The organism is Nonomuraea soli (assembly GCF_013761175.1).
Lineage (GTDB): Bacteria > Actinomycetota > Actinomycetes > Streptosporangiales > Streptosporangiaceae > Nonomuraea > Nonomuraea soli.
Genome location: NZ_JACDUR010000009.1, coordinates 40,147 through 56,583 on the forward strand (window position 1 = coordinate 40,147; position 16,437 = coordinate 56,583).

The 16,437-nt window shown below is 70.2% G+C and carries 16 protein-coding genes; 6 read left to right on the forward strand and 10 right to left on the reverse strand.

The genetic code is table 11. The features are described from left to right. Positions 1-65: 65 nt before the first annotated feature. Positions 66-416, forward strand: a complete 351-nt coding sequence (locus HNR30_RS39340) for a cupin domain-containing protein (protein WP_181615625.1) — start codon at positions 66-68, stop codon at positions 414-416. On the opposite strand, the gene HNR30_RS39345 is transcribed toward HNR30_RS39340, so the two are convergent. The 10 genes from HNR30_RS39345 to HNR30_RS39390 all read right to left on the reverse strand — a co-directional run bounded on the left by HNR30_RS39345 (position 413) and on the right by HNR30_RS39390 (position 11,863). Further along, positions 413-1,858 carry an MFS transporter gene (locus HNR30_RS39345; RefSeq protein ID WP_181615278.1) on the reverse strand — a complete coding sequence of 482 codons (1,446 nt, stop codon included), beginning with the start codon at positions 1,856-1,858 and terminating at the stop codon, positions 413-415. The two genes, HNR30_RS39340 and HNR30_RS39345, sit on opposite strands and share 4 nt — an antisense overlap. Positions 1,859-1,951: 93 nt before the next feature. Then, entirely contained in the window at positions 1,952-2,407 is a 456-nt protein-coding gene (locus HNR30_RS39350; RefSeq protein ID WP_181615279.1) for a MarR family winged helix-turn-helix transcriptional regulator, read from the reverse strand. A 37-nt stretch (positions 2,408-2,444) separates the two neighbouring features. Beyond that, positions 2,445-3,902, reverse strand: a complete 1,458-nt coding sequence (araA, locus tag HNR30_RS39355; protein ID WP_181615280.1) for an L-arabinose isomerase — start codon at positions 3,900-3,902, stop codon at positions 2,445-2,447. Continuing rightward, entirely contained in the window at positions 3,899-4,546 is a 648-nt protein-coding gene (locus HNR30_RS39360) for an L-ribulose-5-phosphate 4-epimerase (protein ID WP_181615281.1), read from the reverse strand. The genes araA and HNR30_RS39360 overlap by 4 nt, the downstream gene beginning before the upstream one ends. Further along, positions 4,543-6,111 (reverse strand): ribulokinase, encoded by a 1,569-nt coding sequence (gene araB / locus HNR30_RS39365; protein WP_181615282.1) that lies wholly within the window; start codon positions 6,109-6,111, stop codon positions 4,543-4,545. Before araB ends, HNR30_RS39360 begins: the two co-directional genes overlap by 4 nt. 5 nt (positions 6,112-6,116) lie before the next feature. Next, positions 6,117-7,343 carry a multiple monosaccharide ABC transporter permease gene (gene mmsB, locus HNR30_RS39370; protein ID WP_181615283.1) on the reverse strand — a complete coding sequence of 409 codons (1,227 nt, stop codon included), beginning with the start codon at positions 7,341-7,343 and terminating at the stop codon, positions 6,117-6,119. After that, positions 7,340-8,854 (reverse strand): multiple monosaccharide ABC transporter ATP-binding protein, encoded by a 1,515-nt coding sequence (gene mmsA, locus HNR30_RS39375; protein ID WP_181615284.1) that lies wholly within the window; start codon positions 8,852-8,854, stop codon positions 7,340-7,342. The genes mmsB and mmsA overlap by 4 nt, the downstream gene beginning before the upstream one ends. A gap of 58 nt (positions 8,855-8,912) precedes the next feature. Then, complete coding sequence (chvE, locus tag HNR30_RS39380; protein WP_181615285.1) at positions 8,913-10,034, reverse strand: multiple monosaccharide ABC transporter substrate-binding protein; 1,122 nt, start codon at positions 10,032-10,034, stop codon at positions 8,913-8,915. A 124-nt stretch (positions 10,035-10,158) separates the two neighbouring features. Continuing rightward, a complete protein-coding gene (locus HNR30_RS39385; RefSeq protein WP_246380121.1) occupies positions 10,159-11,151 on the reverse strand; it encodes a LacI family DNA-binding transcriptional regulator in 993 nt (330 codons plus the stop codon). Between the two features lie 85 nt (positions 11,152-11,236). Then, a complete protein-coding gene (locus HNR30_RS39390) occupies positions 11,237-11,863 on the reverse strand; it encodes a TetR/AcrR family transcriptional regulator (RefSeq protein WP_312894977.1) in 627 nt (208 codons plus the stop codon). Between the two features lie 104 nt (positions 11,864-11,967). Between HNR30_RS39390 and HNR30_RS39395 the strand changes: the two genes are divergently transcribed. The 5 genes from HNR30_RS39395 (at position 11,968) to HNR30_RS39415 (ending at position 16,435) form a co-directional block, all read left to right on the forward strand. After that, positions 11,968-12,612, forward strand: a complete 645-nt coding sequence (locus tag HNR30_RS39395) for an FMN-dependent NADH-azoreductase (protein ID WP_181615286.1) — start codon at positions 11,968-11,970, stop codon at positions 12,610-12,612. Positions 12,613-12,779: 167 nt separating this feature from the next. Continuing rightward, positions 12,780-13,928, forward strand: a complete 1,149-nt coding sequence (locus HNR30_RS39400; protein WP_181615287.1) for a thiolase family protein — start codon at positions 12,780-12,782, stop codon at positions 13,926-13,928. A gap of 11 nt (positions 13,929-13,939) precedes the next feature. Continuing rightward, positions 13,940-14,692, forward strand: coding sequence for a protocatechuate 3,4-dioxygenase subunit beta (gene pcaH, locus HNR30_RS39405; RefSeq protein WP_181615288.1), 753 nt, complete (start codon positions 13,940-13,942; stop codon positions 14,690-14,692). Next, entirely contained in the window at positions 14,689-15,201 is a 513-nt protein-coding gene (locus tag HNR30_RS39410) for a peptidase associated/transthyretin-like domain-containing protein (protein ID WP_181615289.1), read from the forward strand. Before pcaH ends, HNR30_RS39410 begins: the two co-directional genes overlap by 4 nt. Next, the gene (locus HNR30_RS39415) at positions 15,188-16,435 is read left to right on the forward strand and encodes a lyase family protein (RefSeq protein WP_246380122.1); all 1,248 of its coding nucleotides are present in this window, start codon (positions 15,188-15,190) and stop codon (positions 16,433-16,435) included. Before HNR30_RS39410 ends, HNR30_RS39415 begins: the two co-directional genes overlap by 14 nt. The last annotated feature ends 2 nt before the right edge of the window (positions 16,436-16,437 follow it).

The window sequence follows — 16,437 nt, forward strand, 5'->3', positions numbered from 1 at the left end:
ACCCCCGTTCCCCCACATTTACTGCGAAGGTTGCTCGTGCGGATGCGCTAACGTCACGCCGCGTGATCTATACCGGGAACGCCACCGAGGACGCCCCTGCCGAGCGCGGCTGGTTGCTGGGCCACTTCCAGCCCGACGGCGACGTACGGCACAGCGCCGATGTGGAGATCAAGTGGGGGGTGCACACCAAGGGTGAGCGCCGGGCCGAATGGGTGGTCGGCGAGCGCAGGACCGCGCTGCTCCTGCTGGTGAGCGGGCGGTTCCGGCTGGAGTTCCGCGACCGCGACGTGGTGCTGGCCGAGCAGGGCGACTACGTGGTGTGGGGTGTGGGCGAGGATCATTCGTGGGAGGCGGAGGAGGAGTCGGTCGTGATGACCGTGCGCTGGCCGTCCGTCCCCGGTTACGCGGTGCGCTAGGCGGTCTCCGGCACCAGGTCGTCCGCCAGGACGGCGCGCGCCTCGCGGCGGGTGCGCGGCCCGGGCAGGGCGACGGCCACCAGGGCCGCCACGAGGGCGACGCCTCCGCCGATCATCAGGCTGACCTGGAAGCCGCTCTCCGAGGGCAGCGTGTGGCCGCCCAGGTCGATGGTCAGGTGGGAGAGCACCACGCCGATGACGGCGGCCGAGGTGGTGGTGCCGATGGAGCGCATCAGGGTGTTGAACCCGTTGGCGGAGGCGGTCTCCGACAGCGGGACGGCGCCCATGATGAGGGCGGGCATGGCCCCGTAGGCGAGGCCGACGCCGACGGTGCCGACGCAGGCCGCGATCATGACGCCCCAGGCGTGGTCCATCAGCACGAACGCCGTGCCGTACCCGAGGGCCAGCACCAGGGATCCGGCGGCCAGCGTGGTCTTGGGGCCGCGGCGGTCCGACAGTTTGGCGCCGAGGGGCGAGACGGCCATCATCATCAGGCCGGAGGGCGCCAGCCAGAGTCCGGCGGCGAGCATCGTCTGGCCCAGGCCGTAGCCAGTGGCCTCGGGCAGTTGCAGGATCTGCATGAAGACGAGCGTCTGGGCGTACATGGCCACGCCGACGAAGATCGACGACACGTTGGTCAGCAGCACCTGCCTGCGCGCGGTGGTGCGCAGGTCGACGAGGGGGTCGGCGGCGCGCAGCTCCCACCAGCCCCAGACGAGCAGGATGACGACGGAGGCGCCGAGCAGGCCGAGCGTGGTGGCGCTGCCCCAGCCCCAGTCGGCGCCCTTGGAGATGCCCAGGAGCAGGCAGACGAGAGCGACGGCGAGGCCGAGCGTGCCGGGGATGTCCAGGCGGCCGTGCGCCCTGCCGGGGACGGCGGGAACGACCAGCCAGATCAGCACGGCGACCGCGGCGGTGAGCGCGGCGACGACCCAGAAGAGCACCCGCCAGCTGGCGTACTGGGCGACGGCGGAGGCGATCGGGAGGCCGAGCGCGCCGCCGATGCCCAGGGAGGAGCTCATCAGGGCGATGGCGGCGCCGAGCCGCTGGGGCGGCACCACGTCGCGCATGGCGCTGATGCCGAGCGGGACCACACCCATGCCCAGCCCCTGCAGGCCGCGGCCGATGATCATCGGGGTGAGCGTGGTGGCCATGGCGCAGATGACCGATCCGGCGACCAGGGGGACCGTGGAGATCAGCATCATGCGGCGCTTGCCGTACAGGTCGCCGAGCTTGCCGTTGACGGGCGTGGCGATCGCGCCCACCAGGAGGGTGATGGTGATCACCCAGGAGGCGTCGGCGGCGTTGGTGTCGAGGATCTGCGGCAGGGTGCTGATGAGCGGCGTCACCAGGGTCTGGGAGAGCGCCGCGACGATGCCGGCGACCGCCAGCACGCCGATGATGCCTCCGGTGCTCCGGGAGCGTGGTGCGGCATGAACCATGGGGGACTCCTCGTGCATGCATCATGCACAGTGTGTGTTACATACAAATGGATGGGCGAAGAAAAGCCCCAGCTCGGTGGGAGCTGGGGTGGGTCAGCCGCGCGGCCAGGGCCTTCCGGCCAGGCGTTCGATGTCGGTGTTGAAGCGCCGCAGGTAGCCGGCGAAGGCGGCCACGTCGTCGGCCGACCAGCCGGCCAGGACCCTGTCGAGGCTGGCCACGCCGGCCGCGCGCTCCTCCTCCAGGCGGTCGCGCCCTTCGGTGGTGATGCGGAACTTGCGCGCGATGCCGCCGCCGGGGTCGGGGATGCGCTCGACCAGGTCCGACTTGAGCATGGCGGCCGTCTGGCGGTTGAGCGTGGAGACGTCGAGGCGGAAGGCGTCGCTGAGCTCGCCGATCGACATCGGCCCCTCCGCCTGGAGGCGGCTGAGCAGGAGGTAGGCGCTGCGGTCGAGGCCGCCCCGCCGCCTGGCCGACGGATTGGCCAGGTGGCGGAAACGTTCGTAGAGCATCGTCTCGAACTCGATCAGATGCGTGGGCTTGGCCTCCATGTTTGCATCATACACGTCATGTGTATGATGCAAATCCTCAGAGGCCTCCGGCCAGGCGGTAGTAGGCCTGGTTCCAGCGCAGCTCCTTGGCGAACTGGCGCGGCGTGGTGTCGCGGTCGATGACGACCAGCTCGACGCCCAGCATCTCCGCCAGGTCGTTCAGCTCCTCGACGCCCACCGACCTGGACAGGACCGTGTGGTGCGGGCCGCCGGCGGTCAGCCACGACTCGGTGGAGACGGGCAGCGACGGGCGCGGCTTCCACACGGCGCGGGCGACGGGCAGGTTCGGCAGCGGCCGCAACGGCGCCACCAGATCGACCTCGTTGGCCACCAGCCGGAACCGGTCGCCCAGATCGGCCAGCCCGACCACCACGCCAGGACCCTGGGCGGCGTCGAAGACCAGACGGACCGGGTCCTCACGGTTGCCGATGCCCAGCGGGTGGATCTCGCACGACGGGGTACCGGCCGCGATCGACGGGCAGACCTCCAGCATGTGCGCGCCCAGGATCAGCTGCTCGCCGGGCACCAGATGGTAGGTGTAGTCCTCCATGAAGCTGGTCGCGCCGCCCGGCACCATCGCCTTGAGGGTGCGCACCAGGACCGAGGTCTTCCAGTCGCCCTCGCCACCGAAGCCGTAGCCGTCGGCCATCAGCCGCTGCACGGCCAGGCCGGGCAACTGGCGCAGTCCGCCGAGGTCCTCGAAGTTGGTGGTGAACGCCTTGAACCCGCCCGATTCCAGGAATCCGCGCAGGCCGATCTCGATGCGGGCGGCGTAGCGCAGCGACTCGCGCCGGTCGCCGAGCAGCTCCGGCGCGACACGGTACTGGTCGGCGTACACCTTCACGAGGGTGTCGATCTCGCTGTCGAGGACACCGTCGACGGCTTCGACCAGGTCGTTGACGCCGTAGGTGTTGACCGAGACCCCGAACCGCAGCTGCGCCTCGACCTTGTCGCCCTCGGTCACGGCCACATCGCGCATGTTGTCGCCGAAGCGGGCGACCTTGAGCGAGCGCAGTTCGGCCAGGCCGGTCGCGGCGCGGGCCCAGGCGGCGATGCGGGTGTCGACCGCCGGGTCGCTGACGTGTCCGGCGACCGTCTTGCGCGCCACCCCCAACCGCGTCTGAATGAACCCGAACTCACGATCACCATGCGCGGCCTGGTTCAAATTCATGAAATCCATGTCGATCGACGCCCACGGCAACTCGACATTGGCCTGCGTATGCAGATGCAGCAACGGCTTACGCAACGCATCCAACCCCGCGATCCACATCTTCGCCGGGGAGAAGGTGTGCATCCACGCAATCACCCCCGTACACGCGTCATCGGCGTTGGCCTCCAGCATCACCCGCCGGATCGCCGCCGCATCCGTCAGCACCGGCCTCCACTCCACCGCCACCGGCAACGCAGAAGCGATCGCCTGCGACTGCTCAGCCACCTGCGCGAGAGTCTCCTCGCCATACAGATGCTGGCTGCCGGTCAGGAACCAGATGCTCATCGGGGGCTCCTTTGTCCATACACGTTCTGGTAACGGTCATACAGCCGGTCGACATCAGCCCGCGCGATCGGCAACGGCTCACCCAGCTGACGCGAGATGTGCACGGTACGGGCCACGTCCTCACACATCACCGCCGCCTTCACCGCCGCCCGCGGGGTGGCGCCGATGGTGAACACGCCGTGATTCCTCATCAACACCGCCGGCGAACGATGACCCTTCAGCGTGGCCACGATGCCCTGACCGATCGAATCGTCACCGATCAACGCGAACGGCCCCACCGGGATCTCCCCGCCGAACTCATCGGCCATCGCGGTCAGCACACACGGAATCGCCTCATCCCGGGCCGCCCACGCCGAAGCGTAGGTGGAATGGGTGTGCACCACCCCACCCACCTGCGGCATGTGCCGGTAAACGTAGGCGTGCGCGGCGGTGTCACTGGACGGGGCATGCTCACCCTCCACCAGGTTGCCGTCCAAGTCGCAGACGACCATCGCCTCGGGGGTGAGCTCGTCGTAGGACACCCCGGACGGCTTGATCACGAACAGGTCCTCGCCCGGGATCCGGCCCGACACATTCCCCGCCGTCCACGCCACCAGATGGTTACGCACCAGCTCGGCGTGCAAGTCACAGACGATCTTCCTCATGCGCGGTCCCTCAACGCCCGCAACCCGTGCAACACCCTGCCATCGGCGAAGGTGTCATGCAGATCGCGGTAGACGGCATACAACTGGTCATAGGCATCGGCGTTGCGTTCATCGGGCACGTAAGCCTTCTCGACCCGCTTGCCCATCGCCTTCGAGGCCTGCTGAATATCCGCATACGCGCCCGCCGCCACCGCGGCGTGGATCGCCGAACCCAGCGCCGGGCCCTGATCGGAACCGATCACCGACAACGGACGACGCAGCACATCGGCGTAGATCTGCATCAAGAACGCGTTCTTCAACAACCCGCCGGCCACGATGAACTCCTCCACCGCCACCCCGGCCGCCTCGAACGCCTCCACGATCACCCGAGCACCGAACGCGGTCGCCTCGACCAACGCCCGATACACCTCCTCCGGCCGGGTCGCCAGCGTCTGACCCACGACCACCCCGGACAGGTGATGGTCGACCAGCACCGAACGGTTACCGTTGTGCCAGTCCAGCGCCACCAGCCCGTGCTCACCCACCCGCTGCCCAGCCGCCAGTTCGGTCAGCTCCTCGTGGGTACGGCCGACCTGCTCGACCCACCAGCCGAAGATGTCACCCACCCCCGACTGGCCCGCCTCATAACCCCACAGGCCCGGCACGATCCCGTCGGCCACCACCCCGCACATGCCCGGCACCTCGGCCAGCCGATCCGACGGCATCACATGACAGGTCGACGTCCCCATGATCGCCACCATCTGCCCCGGCCGCACCGCATCGGCCGCCGCCGAGGTCACATGCGCATCCACGTTGCCGACCGCGACCGCGATCCCCTCCGCCAGCCCGGTCCACGCCGCCGCCCGAGCACTCAGCCGCCCGGCCAGCCCGCCCAGCGGCGCGAGCGGCGCGGTGGCCAGCTTGTCCACGAACCCCTCGAAGCCGGGGTTGAGCGCCGCCAGGAACTCCCGCGACGGGTAGCGGCCGTCCTGGAAGATCTCCTTGTAACCGGCGGTGCACACATTGCGTGACTCCACCCCCGTCAGCTGCCAGACGATCCAGTCGGCCGCCTCGATCCACCGCTCAGCCCTGCCATACAGCTGCGGGTCTTCTTCGAGCAGCTGCAGGCCCTTGGCGAACGCCCACTCCGCCGAGATCTTCCCGCCGTAGCGCGGCAACCACGCCTCACCCCGGGCAGCGGCCAGCGCGTTGATCCGGTCGGCGTGCGCCTGAGCGGCGTGATGCTTCCACAACTTCGGCCACGCGTGCGGCCGATCCGGCTCGGCGACACACAACGGCTCACCCTCGGCGGTGGTGGGCAGGATGGTGCACGCGGTGAAATCGGTGCCGATCCCGATCACGGAGGCCGGATCCACGCCCGCGGCGGCGATCGCCTCCGGCACGGCGGTCTTGAGCACCTCGATCCAGTCGTGGGGCGACTGCAACGCCCAGTCGGGAGGAAGACCCTCCTCGATCACTCCGCGGGAGTAGGCATGCACCGCGCTGCCCAGTTCCGCTCCGTCCGAGACGCGCACCACGACGGCGCGGCCGGACAGTGTCCCGTAGTCGACGCCTACGACGTGCATCGGGGTCACCGCCCCGCGCCGGAGCGACGCTTGGTCCAGACGTCGAAGGCGACGGCCGCGAGCAGCACGGCGCCCTTGACGAGCATCACGCGCTCGCTCGGCGAGCCGATGAGCGACATGCCGTTGTTGATGACCGCCATGATCAGGCCGCCGGTGATGGCGCCCACGACCTTGCCGACGCCGCCCTGGACGGCGGCGCCGCCGATGAAGGCCGCGGCGATGGCGTCGAGCTCGAAGCTGTTGCCCGCGGTCGGCCCGGCCTGGTTGAGGCGGCCGGCGAAGATGATGCCGGCGATGGCCGACAGCACGCCCATGTTGACGAACAGCCAGAAGACGACGCTCTTGACCTTGACGCCGGAGAGCACGGCGGCCTGCATGTTGCCGCCGATGGCGTAGATGCGGCGGCCGAAGACGGTACGGCCCGCCAGCACGGAGTAGCCGAGCACCAGGGCGGCCAGCAGCACCAGCACCCACGGCAGGTTCTTGAAGCGGGCCAGCTGCACGACGAGGAAGAGGATGAGCACCGCTCCGACGACCAGCTTGCCGGTGAACAGGGCGATCGGCTCGACCGCCTGGCCGTAGCCGAGGCGGCCCTTGCGCGCCTTCCACTGGGAGGCGGCCATGCCGGCGATCGCGAGCAGGCCGACGATGAGGCTGAACAGGTCGGCGCCGCCGAGCGGCCCGAGGCCGATGTTGCCCAGGTAGCCGTCGGTGAAGCCGTTGGCCAGGGTGCGGACCTCGTCGGGGAACGGGCCGATGCCCTGGTTGCCCAGGACGGTCATGGTGAGCGCGCGGAACAGCAGCATGCCGGCGAGCGTCACGATGAAGGCCGGGATGCCGAAGTAGGCGACCCAGAAGCCCTGCCAGGCGCCGATCAGGCCGCCGGCGACGAGGGTGATGCCCAGGGCGAGCGGCCAGGCGAGGCCCATGTTGACCATGAGGACCGCGGCCAGCGCGCCCGTCACGGCGACCACCGAGCCGACCGACAGGTCGATGTGCCCGGCGATGATGATCAGGATCATGCCGATCGCCAGGATCAGCACGTAGCTGTTCTGGACGATGATGTTGGAGATGTTCTGCGGCTGCAGCAGGGCGCCGTCGGTCAGCACCGAGAACAGCAGGACGATCAGCGCGAACGCGATGTAGATGCCGCTGGAGCGCAGGTTCAGCGAGAACCTGCGCCTGCCCGGTGCGGCGGCCTCCTGCTTGGCGGGGGCGGTCGTGGTGGTCATCGAGGGTTTCCCTTGGTCATGAGGTGCATGAGGCTCTCCTGGGTGGCCTCGCGGCCGGAGAGCTCACCTGTGATGCGCCCTTCGGCGAGGGTGTAGATGCGGTCGCACAGGCCCAGCAGCTCGGGGAGCTCCGAAGAGATCACCAGGACGGCTTTGCCCTGGTCGGCGAGCTGGTTGATGATCGTGTAGATCTCGTACTTGGCGCCGACGTCGATGCCGCGCGTGGGTTCGTCGAGGATGAGCACGTCAGGCTCGGTGAGGATCCACTTCGACAGCACCACCTTCTGCTGGTTGCCGCCGCTGAGCTTGCCCACCACGCTGGCGACTCCGGGGGCCTTGATGTTCATGCTCTTGCGGAAACCCTCGGCGACCCTGTACTCCTCCGCCTCGTCGACCCAGAGGCCCTTGAGCGAGGCGGCGGTGATGTTGGTCTTGATGTCCTCGATGAGGTTGAGCCCGTACCGTTTGCGGTCCTCGGTGGCGTAGGCCAGGCCGTGCTCGATGGCCTCGCCGACGCTCTTCGGCTCGATGCGGACGCCGTCCTTGTAGATCGAGCCGGAGATGTTCACGCCGTAGGCGCGGCCGAAGACGCTCATCGCGAGTTCCGTACGGCCGGCGCCCATGAGGCCGGCCAGGCCCACGATCTCTCCCCTGCGCAGGGTGAGCGAGGCTCCGTCGACGACCTTGCGTTCCGGCTGGGCGGGGCTGTGGACGGTCCAGTCCTCGATCCGCAGCACCTCTTCGCCGATCGTCGGCTCGTGCGGCGGGAATCGGTTGTCCAGGGCCCGGCCGACCATGCCCGCGATGATGCGGTCCTCGGTGAGGTCCTGCCGGTCCAGGGTCTCGATCGTCTGGCCGTCGCGGATGATCGTCACGTTGTCGGCGATCGAGATGACCTCGTTGAGCTTGTGCGAGATGATCACGCAGGTGATGCCCTCGTCACGCAGGCCGCGCAGCAGGTCGAGCAGGTGGGCGGAGTCGTCGTCGTTGAGCGCGGCGGTCGGCTCGTCGAGGATCAGCAGCTTGACGTTCTTCGACAGCGCCTTGGCGATCTCGACCAGCTGCTGCTTGCCCACGCCCAGGTCGCTGACCTGGCGGGTGGGATTGTCGCGCAGGCCCACGCGCTTCATCAGCTCGCCGGCCTCGTAGTTGGTCCGGTTCCAGTCGATGAGGCCGCGCCTGGCCCGCTCGTTGCCGAGGAAGATGTTCTCGGCCACCGACAGCTGGGGGCTCAGCGCCAGCTCCTGGTGGATGATGACGATGCCGGCGTGCTCGCTGTCGCGGATGCCGCGAAACTCCACGGGCTGCCCGTCGAACTCGATCGAGCCCTCGAAGTCGCCGTGCGGGTAGACGCCCGACAGCACCTTCATCAGCGTCGACTTGCCGGCGCCGTTCTCGCCGCAGATGGCGTGGATCTCGCCCCGCCGTACCGACAGGGTCACGTCACGCAGAGCCTTGACCCCGGGGAAGGTCTTGGTGATCCCGCTCATCCGCAGGATGTTGTCGCTCATGTTCTCGCCCTCGCCAGTGAAGGCCCCGGAGGCTCGTGCGCCTCCGGGGCCAAGACCCTTACTTGAGCTGGTCGGCGGTGTAGTAGCCGCCGCCGACGATGACGTCCTCGTAGTTGGTCTTGTCGACGACGACCGACTCCAGCAGGTAGGAGGGGACGACCTTGTTGCCGTTGTCGTAGTCGGTGGTGTTGTTCACCTCGGGCTTGCCGCCCTTGAGCACGGCGTCGGCCATCGTGACGGTGGCCTCGGCGAGCTTGCGGGTGTCCTTGAAGATCGTGGAGTACTGCTCACCGGCGACGATCGACTTGACCGAGGCGAGCTCGGCGTCCTGGCCGGTCACGACCGGGTACGGCTGGCCGCTGGTGCCGTAGCCGTTGGACTTCAGCGCGGACAGGATGCCGATGGACAGGCCGTCGTACGGCGAGAGCACGCCGTCGACCTTGGCGCCGCCGCTGTAGGTCTTGGTGAGGATGTCCTCCATGCGCTTCTGCGCGGTGGCCGGGTCCCAGCGGAGGGTCGCGGCGGTCTTGAAGTCGGTCTGGCCGGAGGCGACCTTCAGCGTGCCGTCGTCGATCTTCGGCTGGAGCACGGACATGGCGCCGTTCCAGAAGAAGGTGGCGTTGTTGTCGTCGGGGGAGCCGCCGAACAGCTCGACGTTGAACGGGCCCTTCTCGCCCTTGTCGACGCCCAGGCCCTGCAGCAGCGAGGTGGCCTGCTGCACACCGACCTTGAAGTTGTCGAAGGTGGCGTAGTAGTCGACGTTCGGGCTGTTGCGGATCAGGCGGTCGTAGGCGATGACCGGGATCTTCGCGTCGGCGGCCTGCTGCAGCTGCGAGGTGATCGCGGTGCCGTCGATCGAGGCGATGATCAGGAGCTTGGCGCCCTTGGTGATCTGGTTCTCGATCTGGTTGGCCTGGGTGGGGATGTCGTTCTCGGCGTACTGCAGGTCGACCTTGTAGCCGAGCTTCTCCAGGGCGGCCTTGACGTTGTCACCGTCGTGGATCCACCGCTCGGACGACTTGGTGGGCATGGTCACGCCGATGAGCGCGCCCGCCGCGGTGTCGCCGCCGGCGGCCTGCGAAGGCTGGGCGTCGACGGTCTTGGTGCTGGACCCGCAGGCCGCCAGGGTGGCGGCCAGCGTAAGGACGGACACGAGCCCGCCGATACGTCCTAGTCTCATGGGTTGATCCTCTCGGCGACACACAAAACGGAAGAAAACTCCGTTTTGGGATTGTTTGCGCTAACACAGACAAAAGTCAACATGTTTCGGAAACTTCACAGAAATCTCGGGTAGATCTTCCGAGCTACCGCCCCGAGGTGCTTCCGCGCACCACCAAGACCGGCGGCACGACCAGAGGCGGCAGCGTCTCGACGCCTTCGATCCTGCGCAGCAGCTGCTCGATGCTGCCCCGCCCCACCGCCGCGAAGTCCTGCCTGATGGTGGTGAGCGGCGGCGAGAAGTACTCCGACTCCGGGATGTCGTCGAAGCCGACGATGCTCACCCGGCCCGGCACGTCGACACCGAGCTCGGTGAAGGCTCTGAGCAGGCCCAGGGCCATCTGGTCGTTGGAGACGAACACGGCGCTCGCCCCCTCCTCGGCCAGGATCCGGCCGGCTCGGTAACCGGCGGCCGGGCTCCAGTCACCCTGCAGCGGTTCGGGGATCCGGCGGCCGGCCGCGGACAACGCCGCGCGCCAGCCCTCCTCGCGGGCCTCGGCCTCGATCCAGCCGGTCGGGCCGCGCACGTGCCAGACGGTCTGGTGCCCCAGCTCCAGTAGGTGACGGGTGGCGGCCAGGCCGCCCTCGAAGTGGTCGACGCGCACCAGCGGCACGCCGTCGGCGCCACCGCCCTGGACGGCCACGACGGGAACGCCACGGGGCAGGTCGGCCAGCACCCCGGCCGCCGCGCGCTGCGGCGCGACCACCACGATCCCGTCCACTCCCTGGTCGCCCAGGTAGGCCATGGCGTCGCGGACGTGCTGGCGGTCGATGGACTTCAGGCTGACGATGCTGACGAAGTAGCCCGCCTGTCTGGCGGCCTGGGAGATGCCGTAGACCGTGCTGGCCGGGCCGTACAGGGTGGTGTCGAAGCTGACCACGCCCAGCGTGCGCGAGCGGCGGGTGGCCAGCGCCCTCGCGGTGAGGTTGCGGCGGTACCCGAGCTTGTCGATCGCGGCCATCACCCGGGTGCGGGTCTCGCCGCGCACGTTGGGATGACCGTTGAGGACACGCGACACGGTCTGGTGGGAGACGCCCGCTTCCTTGGCCACGTCGGCCATCACCGGCGTTTTACCCATCCGAAACCTCCCCGAACTGGATGTCGAGGTATTGTTAGCGCTAACACATGGCGAAGTCAAATGTGATACCGCACGCAACCATGAATCACCCGCAGACGCGCTCGACGAGGTCCTGCCAGCCGTCGGCCATGCGCTTGATCAGCTCGGGCGTCTCGCGCTGCCGTGGAGCGGTGAGGAAGAGCAGCATGGGAGCTTCGAGGGCGGCCGTGAGCTGCACCGCGAGGGTGTCGAGATCGGCACCCCGCAGCCTCGCCTCCCCCGCGCCGTGGGCGGCACAACCGAGGAGCATGCGGATGTGCAGCTGCGTGGCGTTGCGGGCGCCGACCGGGATCGGCTCGTTGCCGTCGAGCGCGGCGCGTGCCAGCGCGTGATGTTCGTACAGGAAGCAGATCCTGGCGCGCCCGTAGGCGATCAGCCGCTCGACCGGCTCGGCGCCGGGCCCCAGCGGCGGGAGCCCTGACAGCACGCTCTGCTGGAAGGCCGTCTCGTCGTCGTCGAGCAGCGCGCGGAAGATGCCCGCGCGGGTGCCGAACCGGCGGAACACCGTGCCCTTGCCCAGGCATGCCCGCTCCGCCAGGCGGTCCATGGTGACCTTGTCGACGCCCAGCTCGGCCACCATCTCCCGGGCCGTGGCCAGCAGATGCCGGCGATTGCGAGCCGCGTCGGCCCGTTCGGGCTGGGGTTTGCCTAGGGGGATGACCGCTTGATCCACCCGTCCAGACTACCGCCAGGAACAGAAACGGGGTAAAGTCCGTTTCGGTCAAGCGGGGTAAAGTCCGTTTACCGTACAACCCATCGCCCAGAGGAGGCCCTTCGATGACCCTGTTCCGCGTGGACGCCAGCATCCTTCCCGGCAGCTCCGCCAGCTCCGAGCTCGCCGACCTCGTGGAGGCCCAATGGAGCGCGGCGCGTCCCGGCGACCCGGTCGTCCGCCGCCACCTCGGCACCGACCCGCTGCCCTCCGACGCGTGGGCGTCGGCCACGACTGCGGGATTCGTTCCCGAGCCCGACCGCACCCCCGCCCAGCGCCAGGCCCTCGACCTGGCCGCCGGGCTCGCCTCGGAACTGGCCGAGGCCGACGCGGTCCTGCTGGCCGTACCCCTGTACAACTACGGCGTCGCGCAGAACTTCAAGTCCTGGATCGACCTGGTCATCACCGGGGCGGGCGCCGGGGTCCCGGTGCTCAAGGGCAAGCCGACCGTCCTGGCCACCGTGCGCGGCGGAGGGTACGGCCCCGGCACGCCCAAGGAGGGCTGGGACCACTCCACGCCCTACCTGCGGCGCATCCTCGCAGACCTCTGGGAGGCCGACCTGACGGTGGTGGAGCGGGAGCTCACCCTCGTCGGCGTCAACCCGGCGCTCGACGGGCTGCGCGACCTGGCCGCCGACGTGCACGCCGAGGCCCGCCGCGCCGCCCACGAGGCCGGGCGTTCCCTGGCCGCCCTTCCCCTGGCGGCCTGAGCACGCTCTTCCACTGGCGGCCTGGGCACGCCCTCCGCTGGCCGCCTGAGCACGCTCCTCCGCTCGCGGCCTGAGCACGCTCCTCCGCTCGCGGCCTGAGCACGCTCTTCCGCCCAGCGGAAGCACTCGCGTGCTTCGTCCCGATCGGGGCCCCTAGCGTCGGGGACATGGCAGATGTCTACGTCGTCGACGCGGTACGCACGCCCATCGGCAAGTACGGCGGGGCCCTGGCCGCGGTCCGGCCCGACGACCTGGCCGCGCACGTCATCACCTCGCTCCTGGAGCGCTCCCCCGGCGCCGAGGTCGAGGACGTCGTCCTCGGCAACGCCAACGGCGCCGGCGAGGACAACCGCAACGTCGCCCGCATGGCCGCCCTGCTGGCCGGCCTGCCGGTGCCCGGCGCGACGGTGAACCGGCTGTGCGGCTCCGGCCTGGAAGCGGTCATCCAGGCCTACCGCGCGATCGCCGTGGGCGACGCCGACACGGTGATCGCGGGCGGGGTCGAATCGATGACGCGGGCCCCGTGGGTGCTGCCCAAACCGGACCGGGCCTTCCCCGCCGGACCCCAGGAGCTCGTCTCCACCACACTCGGCTGGCGGCTCGTCAACCCCAGGATGGCCCCCGAGTGGACGGTCCCGCTCGGCGAGGGCGCCGAGCTGATCGCCGACAGGCACGCCGTCTCCCGCGCCGACCAGGACGCCTACGCGCTGGCCAGCCACCACAAGGCCGCCAAGGCCGACTTCGGCGCGGAGATCGTGGCCATCGACGGCGTCACCAAGGACGAGTCGATCAGGCCCGACACCTCGCTCGAGGCGCTCGCCAAGCTCAAGCCCGCCTTCCGCAAGCAGGGCGGAACGGTCACCGCGGGCAACTCCTCCCCTCTCAACGACGGCGCCGCCGCGCTGCTGCTCGCCTCCGAGGAGGGCGTGCGCAGGCTCGGCCGCGAGCCGCTGGCGCGCATCAGCGCGAGCGCGGTCAGCCAGATCGAACCCCAGTACTTCGGCCTGGCCCCGGTCGAGGCCGTCAATCGCGTCCTGGCCAAGGCGTCGCGCACCTTCTCCGACCTGTCGGTCGTCGAGCTCAACGAGGCCTTCGCCGCCCAGGTGCTGGGCTGCCTGGCCGAGCTGCCCGACCTGGACCCCTCCATCGTCAACCCGCGCGGCGGCGCCATCGCGCTCGGCCACCCCCTGGGAGCCTCCGGCGCCCGCGTGACCGGAGCGGTCGCCCACCAGCTGGCCGCCGCGGGATCCGGCACCGGCCTGGCCACGCTGTGCATCGGTGTCGGCCAGGGCCTGGCCATCGTCCTGGAAAGGTAGGGAAGCCCCTCATGACGCAGGAACGCATCTCCGCGCAGATCGCGGAGCTGCACGAGGCCTACCTGCGGGAGGGCCTCACCCGGCACCACTCCGCCCGCGACTTCGCCCCCTACCGCAGCAGCGCCCTGCGCCACCCCAAGCAGCCCCTGGTGACGCTCGACGACCCCGAGGCGGCCGAGCTGACCGGGCCCGTCTTCGGCGTCAGCGACGTCACCGCCCTCGACAACGACCTGACCCGCCAGCACGTCGGCGAGCCCCTGGGCGAGCGGATCACCGTCACGGGCCGCGTGCTCGACCGCGCGGGGCGGCCGGTGCGCGGCCAGCTCGTCGAGGTCTGGCAGGCCAACGCCTCGGGCCGCTACGCGCACCAGCGCGACGACCACCCCGCCCCGCTCGACCCCAACTTCACCGGCGTGGGCCGCTGCCTGACCGACGACGAGGGCCGCTACGCCTTCACCACGATCAAGCCCGGCGCCTATCCATGGCGCAACCACCGCAACGCCTGGCGGCCGGCGCACATCCACTTCTCGCTGTTCGGTACGGCTTTCGCCCAGCGGCTGGTCACCCAGATGTACTTCCCGAACGACCCGCTCTTCCCGTTCGACCCGATCTACAACGCGGTGCTCGACCCGAAGGCCCGCGAGCGGCTCATCGCCTCCTACGACCACGACCTGTCGGTGCCGGAGTGGTCGCTCGGCTACCGCTGGGACATCGTGCTCGACGGACCGTCCGCCGGCCTGTTCGAGCAGGAGGAGCACGAGTGAACCCGACCCCCTCGCAGACCGTCGGCCCCTTCTACGGCTACGCGCTGCCGTTCCCGGGCGGCGGAGACGTGGCGCTGGGCGGGATCGTGCTGCACGGTTACGTCTACGACGGCGCGGGAGAACCCGTTCCCGACGCGCTGCTGGAGACCTGGCAGCCCACGCCCGGCGGGCCGCTGCCCGGTTCGATGCGGCGCGACCCCGTCACCGGGGCGATCGCCGGGCGGCACGGAGTCGACTTCACCGGCTGGGGACGCGTCTCGACCGACGCCTCCGGCCGGTGGGTGCTGCGCACCGCGGACACCGGGCTGCCGTACATCTCGATCTGTGTCTTCGCCCGCGGGCTGGGGCATCACCTCTACACCAGGGCCTACCTGCGAGACGAGGTCGACGCCAGGATTCCGCCCGGGCGGCGCTCGACGGTGCTGGCCGCCGAGGAACGGCCGGGGGTGTACCGGTTCGACATCCGGCTGCAGGGTGAAGGGGAGACGGTGTTCCTTGAGTTCGGGTGAGCTGCTGTCGCACGCGCGGCCCGTCGGTGACGCGGTGGTGCTGCGGGCGATGCTCGACGCCGAGGTCGCGCTGGTGCGGGCCTGGGCGGCGCTCGGGCTGGCGCCCGCCGAGGCGGTGCGGGCGGTGGAGGAGGCCGCGCGGGGGCTGTCGGTGCCAGGCCTGGCCGAGCGGGCCAGGGCGAGCGGCAACCCGGTCATCCCGCTGGCCGCCGCGCTCAAGGCGGCGGCGGGCCCGTGGGCGCACCGGGGGGCGACCAGCCAGGACATCCTGGACAGCGCGCTGATGCTGGTGGCGCACCGGGTCACCGGCTCGGTGCTGGACGACCTCGAGCGTACGGCGGGCGCGTTGCGGCGGCTGGCGGCGGCCCATCGCGACACCGTCATGGCGGGGCGCACGCTGACCCAGCACGCCGTGCCCACGACCTTCGGGCTGAAGGCGGCCGGGTGGCGTTCGCTCGTGCTGGACGCCCGTGACCGGCTGCGTGCCGTACGGCAGGCGTTGCCCGCCCAGCTCGGCGGAGCGGCCGGGACGATGGCGGCCTTCGGCGCCCACGCGCAGCAGGCCGAGCGCGAGAGCGGCGTCACGGGCGGTGGCGCAGGTGGCGGGGTCGAAGGGCGGCTCGTGGAGGCGTTCGCGCGTGAGCTGGGGCTGGCGACACCCGCGCTGCCGTGGCACGTGCTGCGCACGCCCGTCGCCGACCTGGCCTCGGCGCTGGCCTTCACGACGGGCGCGCTGGGCAAGCTGGCCGCCGACGTGCTGGTGCTCTCCCGCACCGAGATCGGCGAGCTCGCCGAGGGCACGACCGGCGGCTCCTCGGCGATGCCGCACAAGAACAACCCGGTCCTGGCCACCTGGATCGCCTCCGCCGCCAGGCAGGTGCCGAACCTGGCGGCGACCCTGCACGCCTCGATGGCCGCCGAGGACGAACGGCCGGCGGGGGCCTGGCACGCCGAGTGGCAGACCCTGGCCCAGGCGCTCGGCCTGGTCGAGGGCGCCGCCGCCGACGCCGCCGAGCTGGCGGGAGGGCTGCGGGTGCACCCCGGGCGCATGCGGGAGAACCTTGCGCTGACCGGCGGCCTGGTCGTCTCGGAGCGGGTGTCGGCGGTGCTGGGCCGTACGAGAGCCGAAGAACTGATCACGCGCGGCGAGCCCTTCCCCGAGGAGCTGGCCGATCCCGAGGACTATCTCGGCGTGGCACGAAGCCTGGCGGACCGGGCCCTGGAGAGATCGTGAAC

Coding starts and splice junctions, on each gene's coding strand:
- HNR30_RS39345 (WP_181615278.1), bottom strand. CDS start 1,858: ATGGTTCATGCCGCACCACGCTCCCGGAGCACCGGAGGCATCATCGGC.
- HNR30_RS39350 (WP_181615279.1), bottom strand. CDS start 2,407: ATGGAGGCCAAGCCCACGCATCTGATCGAGTTCGAGACGATGCTCTAC.
- araA (WP_181615280.1), bottom strand. CDS start 3,902: ATGAGCATCTGGTTCCTGACCGGCAGCCAGCATCTGTATGGCGAGGAG.
- HNR30_RS39360 (WP_181615281.1), bottom strand. CDS start 4,546: ATGAGGAAGATCGTCTGTGACTTGCACGCCGAGCTGGTGCGTAACCAT.
- araB (WP_181615282.1), bottom strand. CDS start 6,111: ATGCACGTCGTAGGCGTCGACTACGGGACACTGTCCGGCCGCGCCGTC.
- mmsB (WP_181615283.1), bottom strand. CDS start 7,343: ATGACCACCACGACCGCCCCCGCCAAGCAGGAGGCCGCCGCACCGGGC.
- mmsA (WP_181615284.1), bottom strand. CDS start 8,854: ATGAGCGACAACATCCTGCGGATGAGCGGGATCACCAAGACCTTCCCC.
- chvE (WP_181615285.1), bottom strand. CDS start 10,034: ATGAGACTAGGACGTATCGGCGGGCTCGTGTCCGTCCTTACGCTGGCC.
- HNR30_RS39385 (WP_246380121.1), bottom strand. CDS start 11,151: ATGGGTAAAACGCCGGTGATGGCCGACGTGGCCAAGGAAGCGGGCGTC.
- HNR30_RS39395 (WP_181615286.1), top strand. CDS start 11,968: ATGACCCTGTTCCGCGTGGACGCCAGCATCCTTCCCGGCAGCTCCGCC.
- HNR30_RS39400 (WP_181615287.1), top strand. CDS start 12,780: ATGGCAGATGTCTACGTCGTCGACGCGGTACGCACGCCCATCGGCAAG.
- pcaH (WP_181615288.1), top strand. CDS start 13,940: ATGACGCAGGAACGCATCTCCGCGCAGATCGCGGAGCTGCACGAGGCC.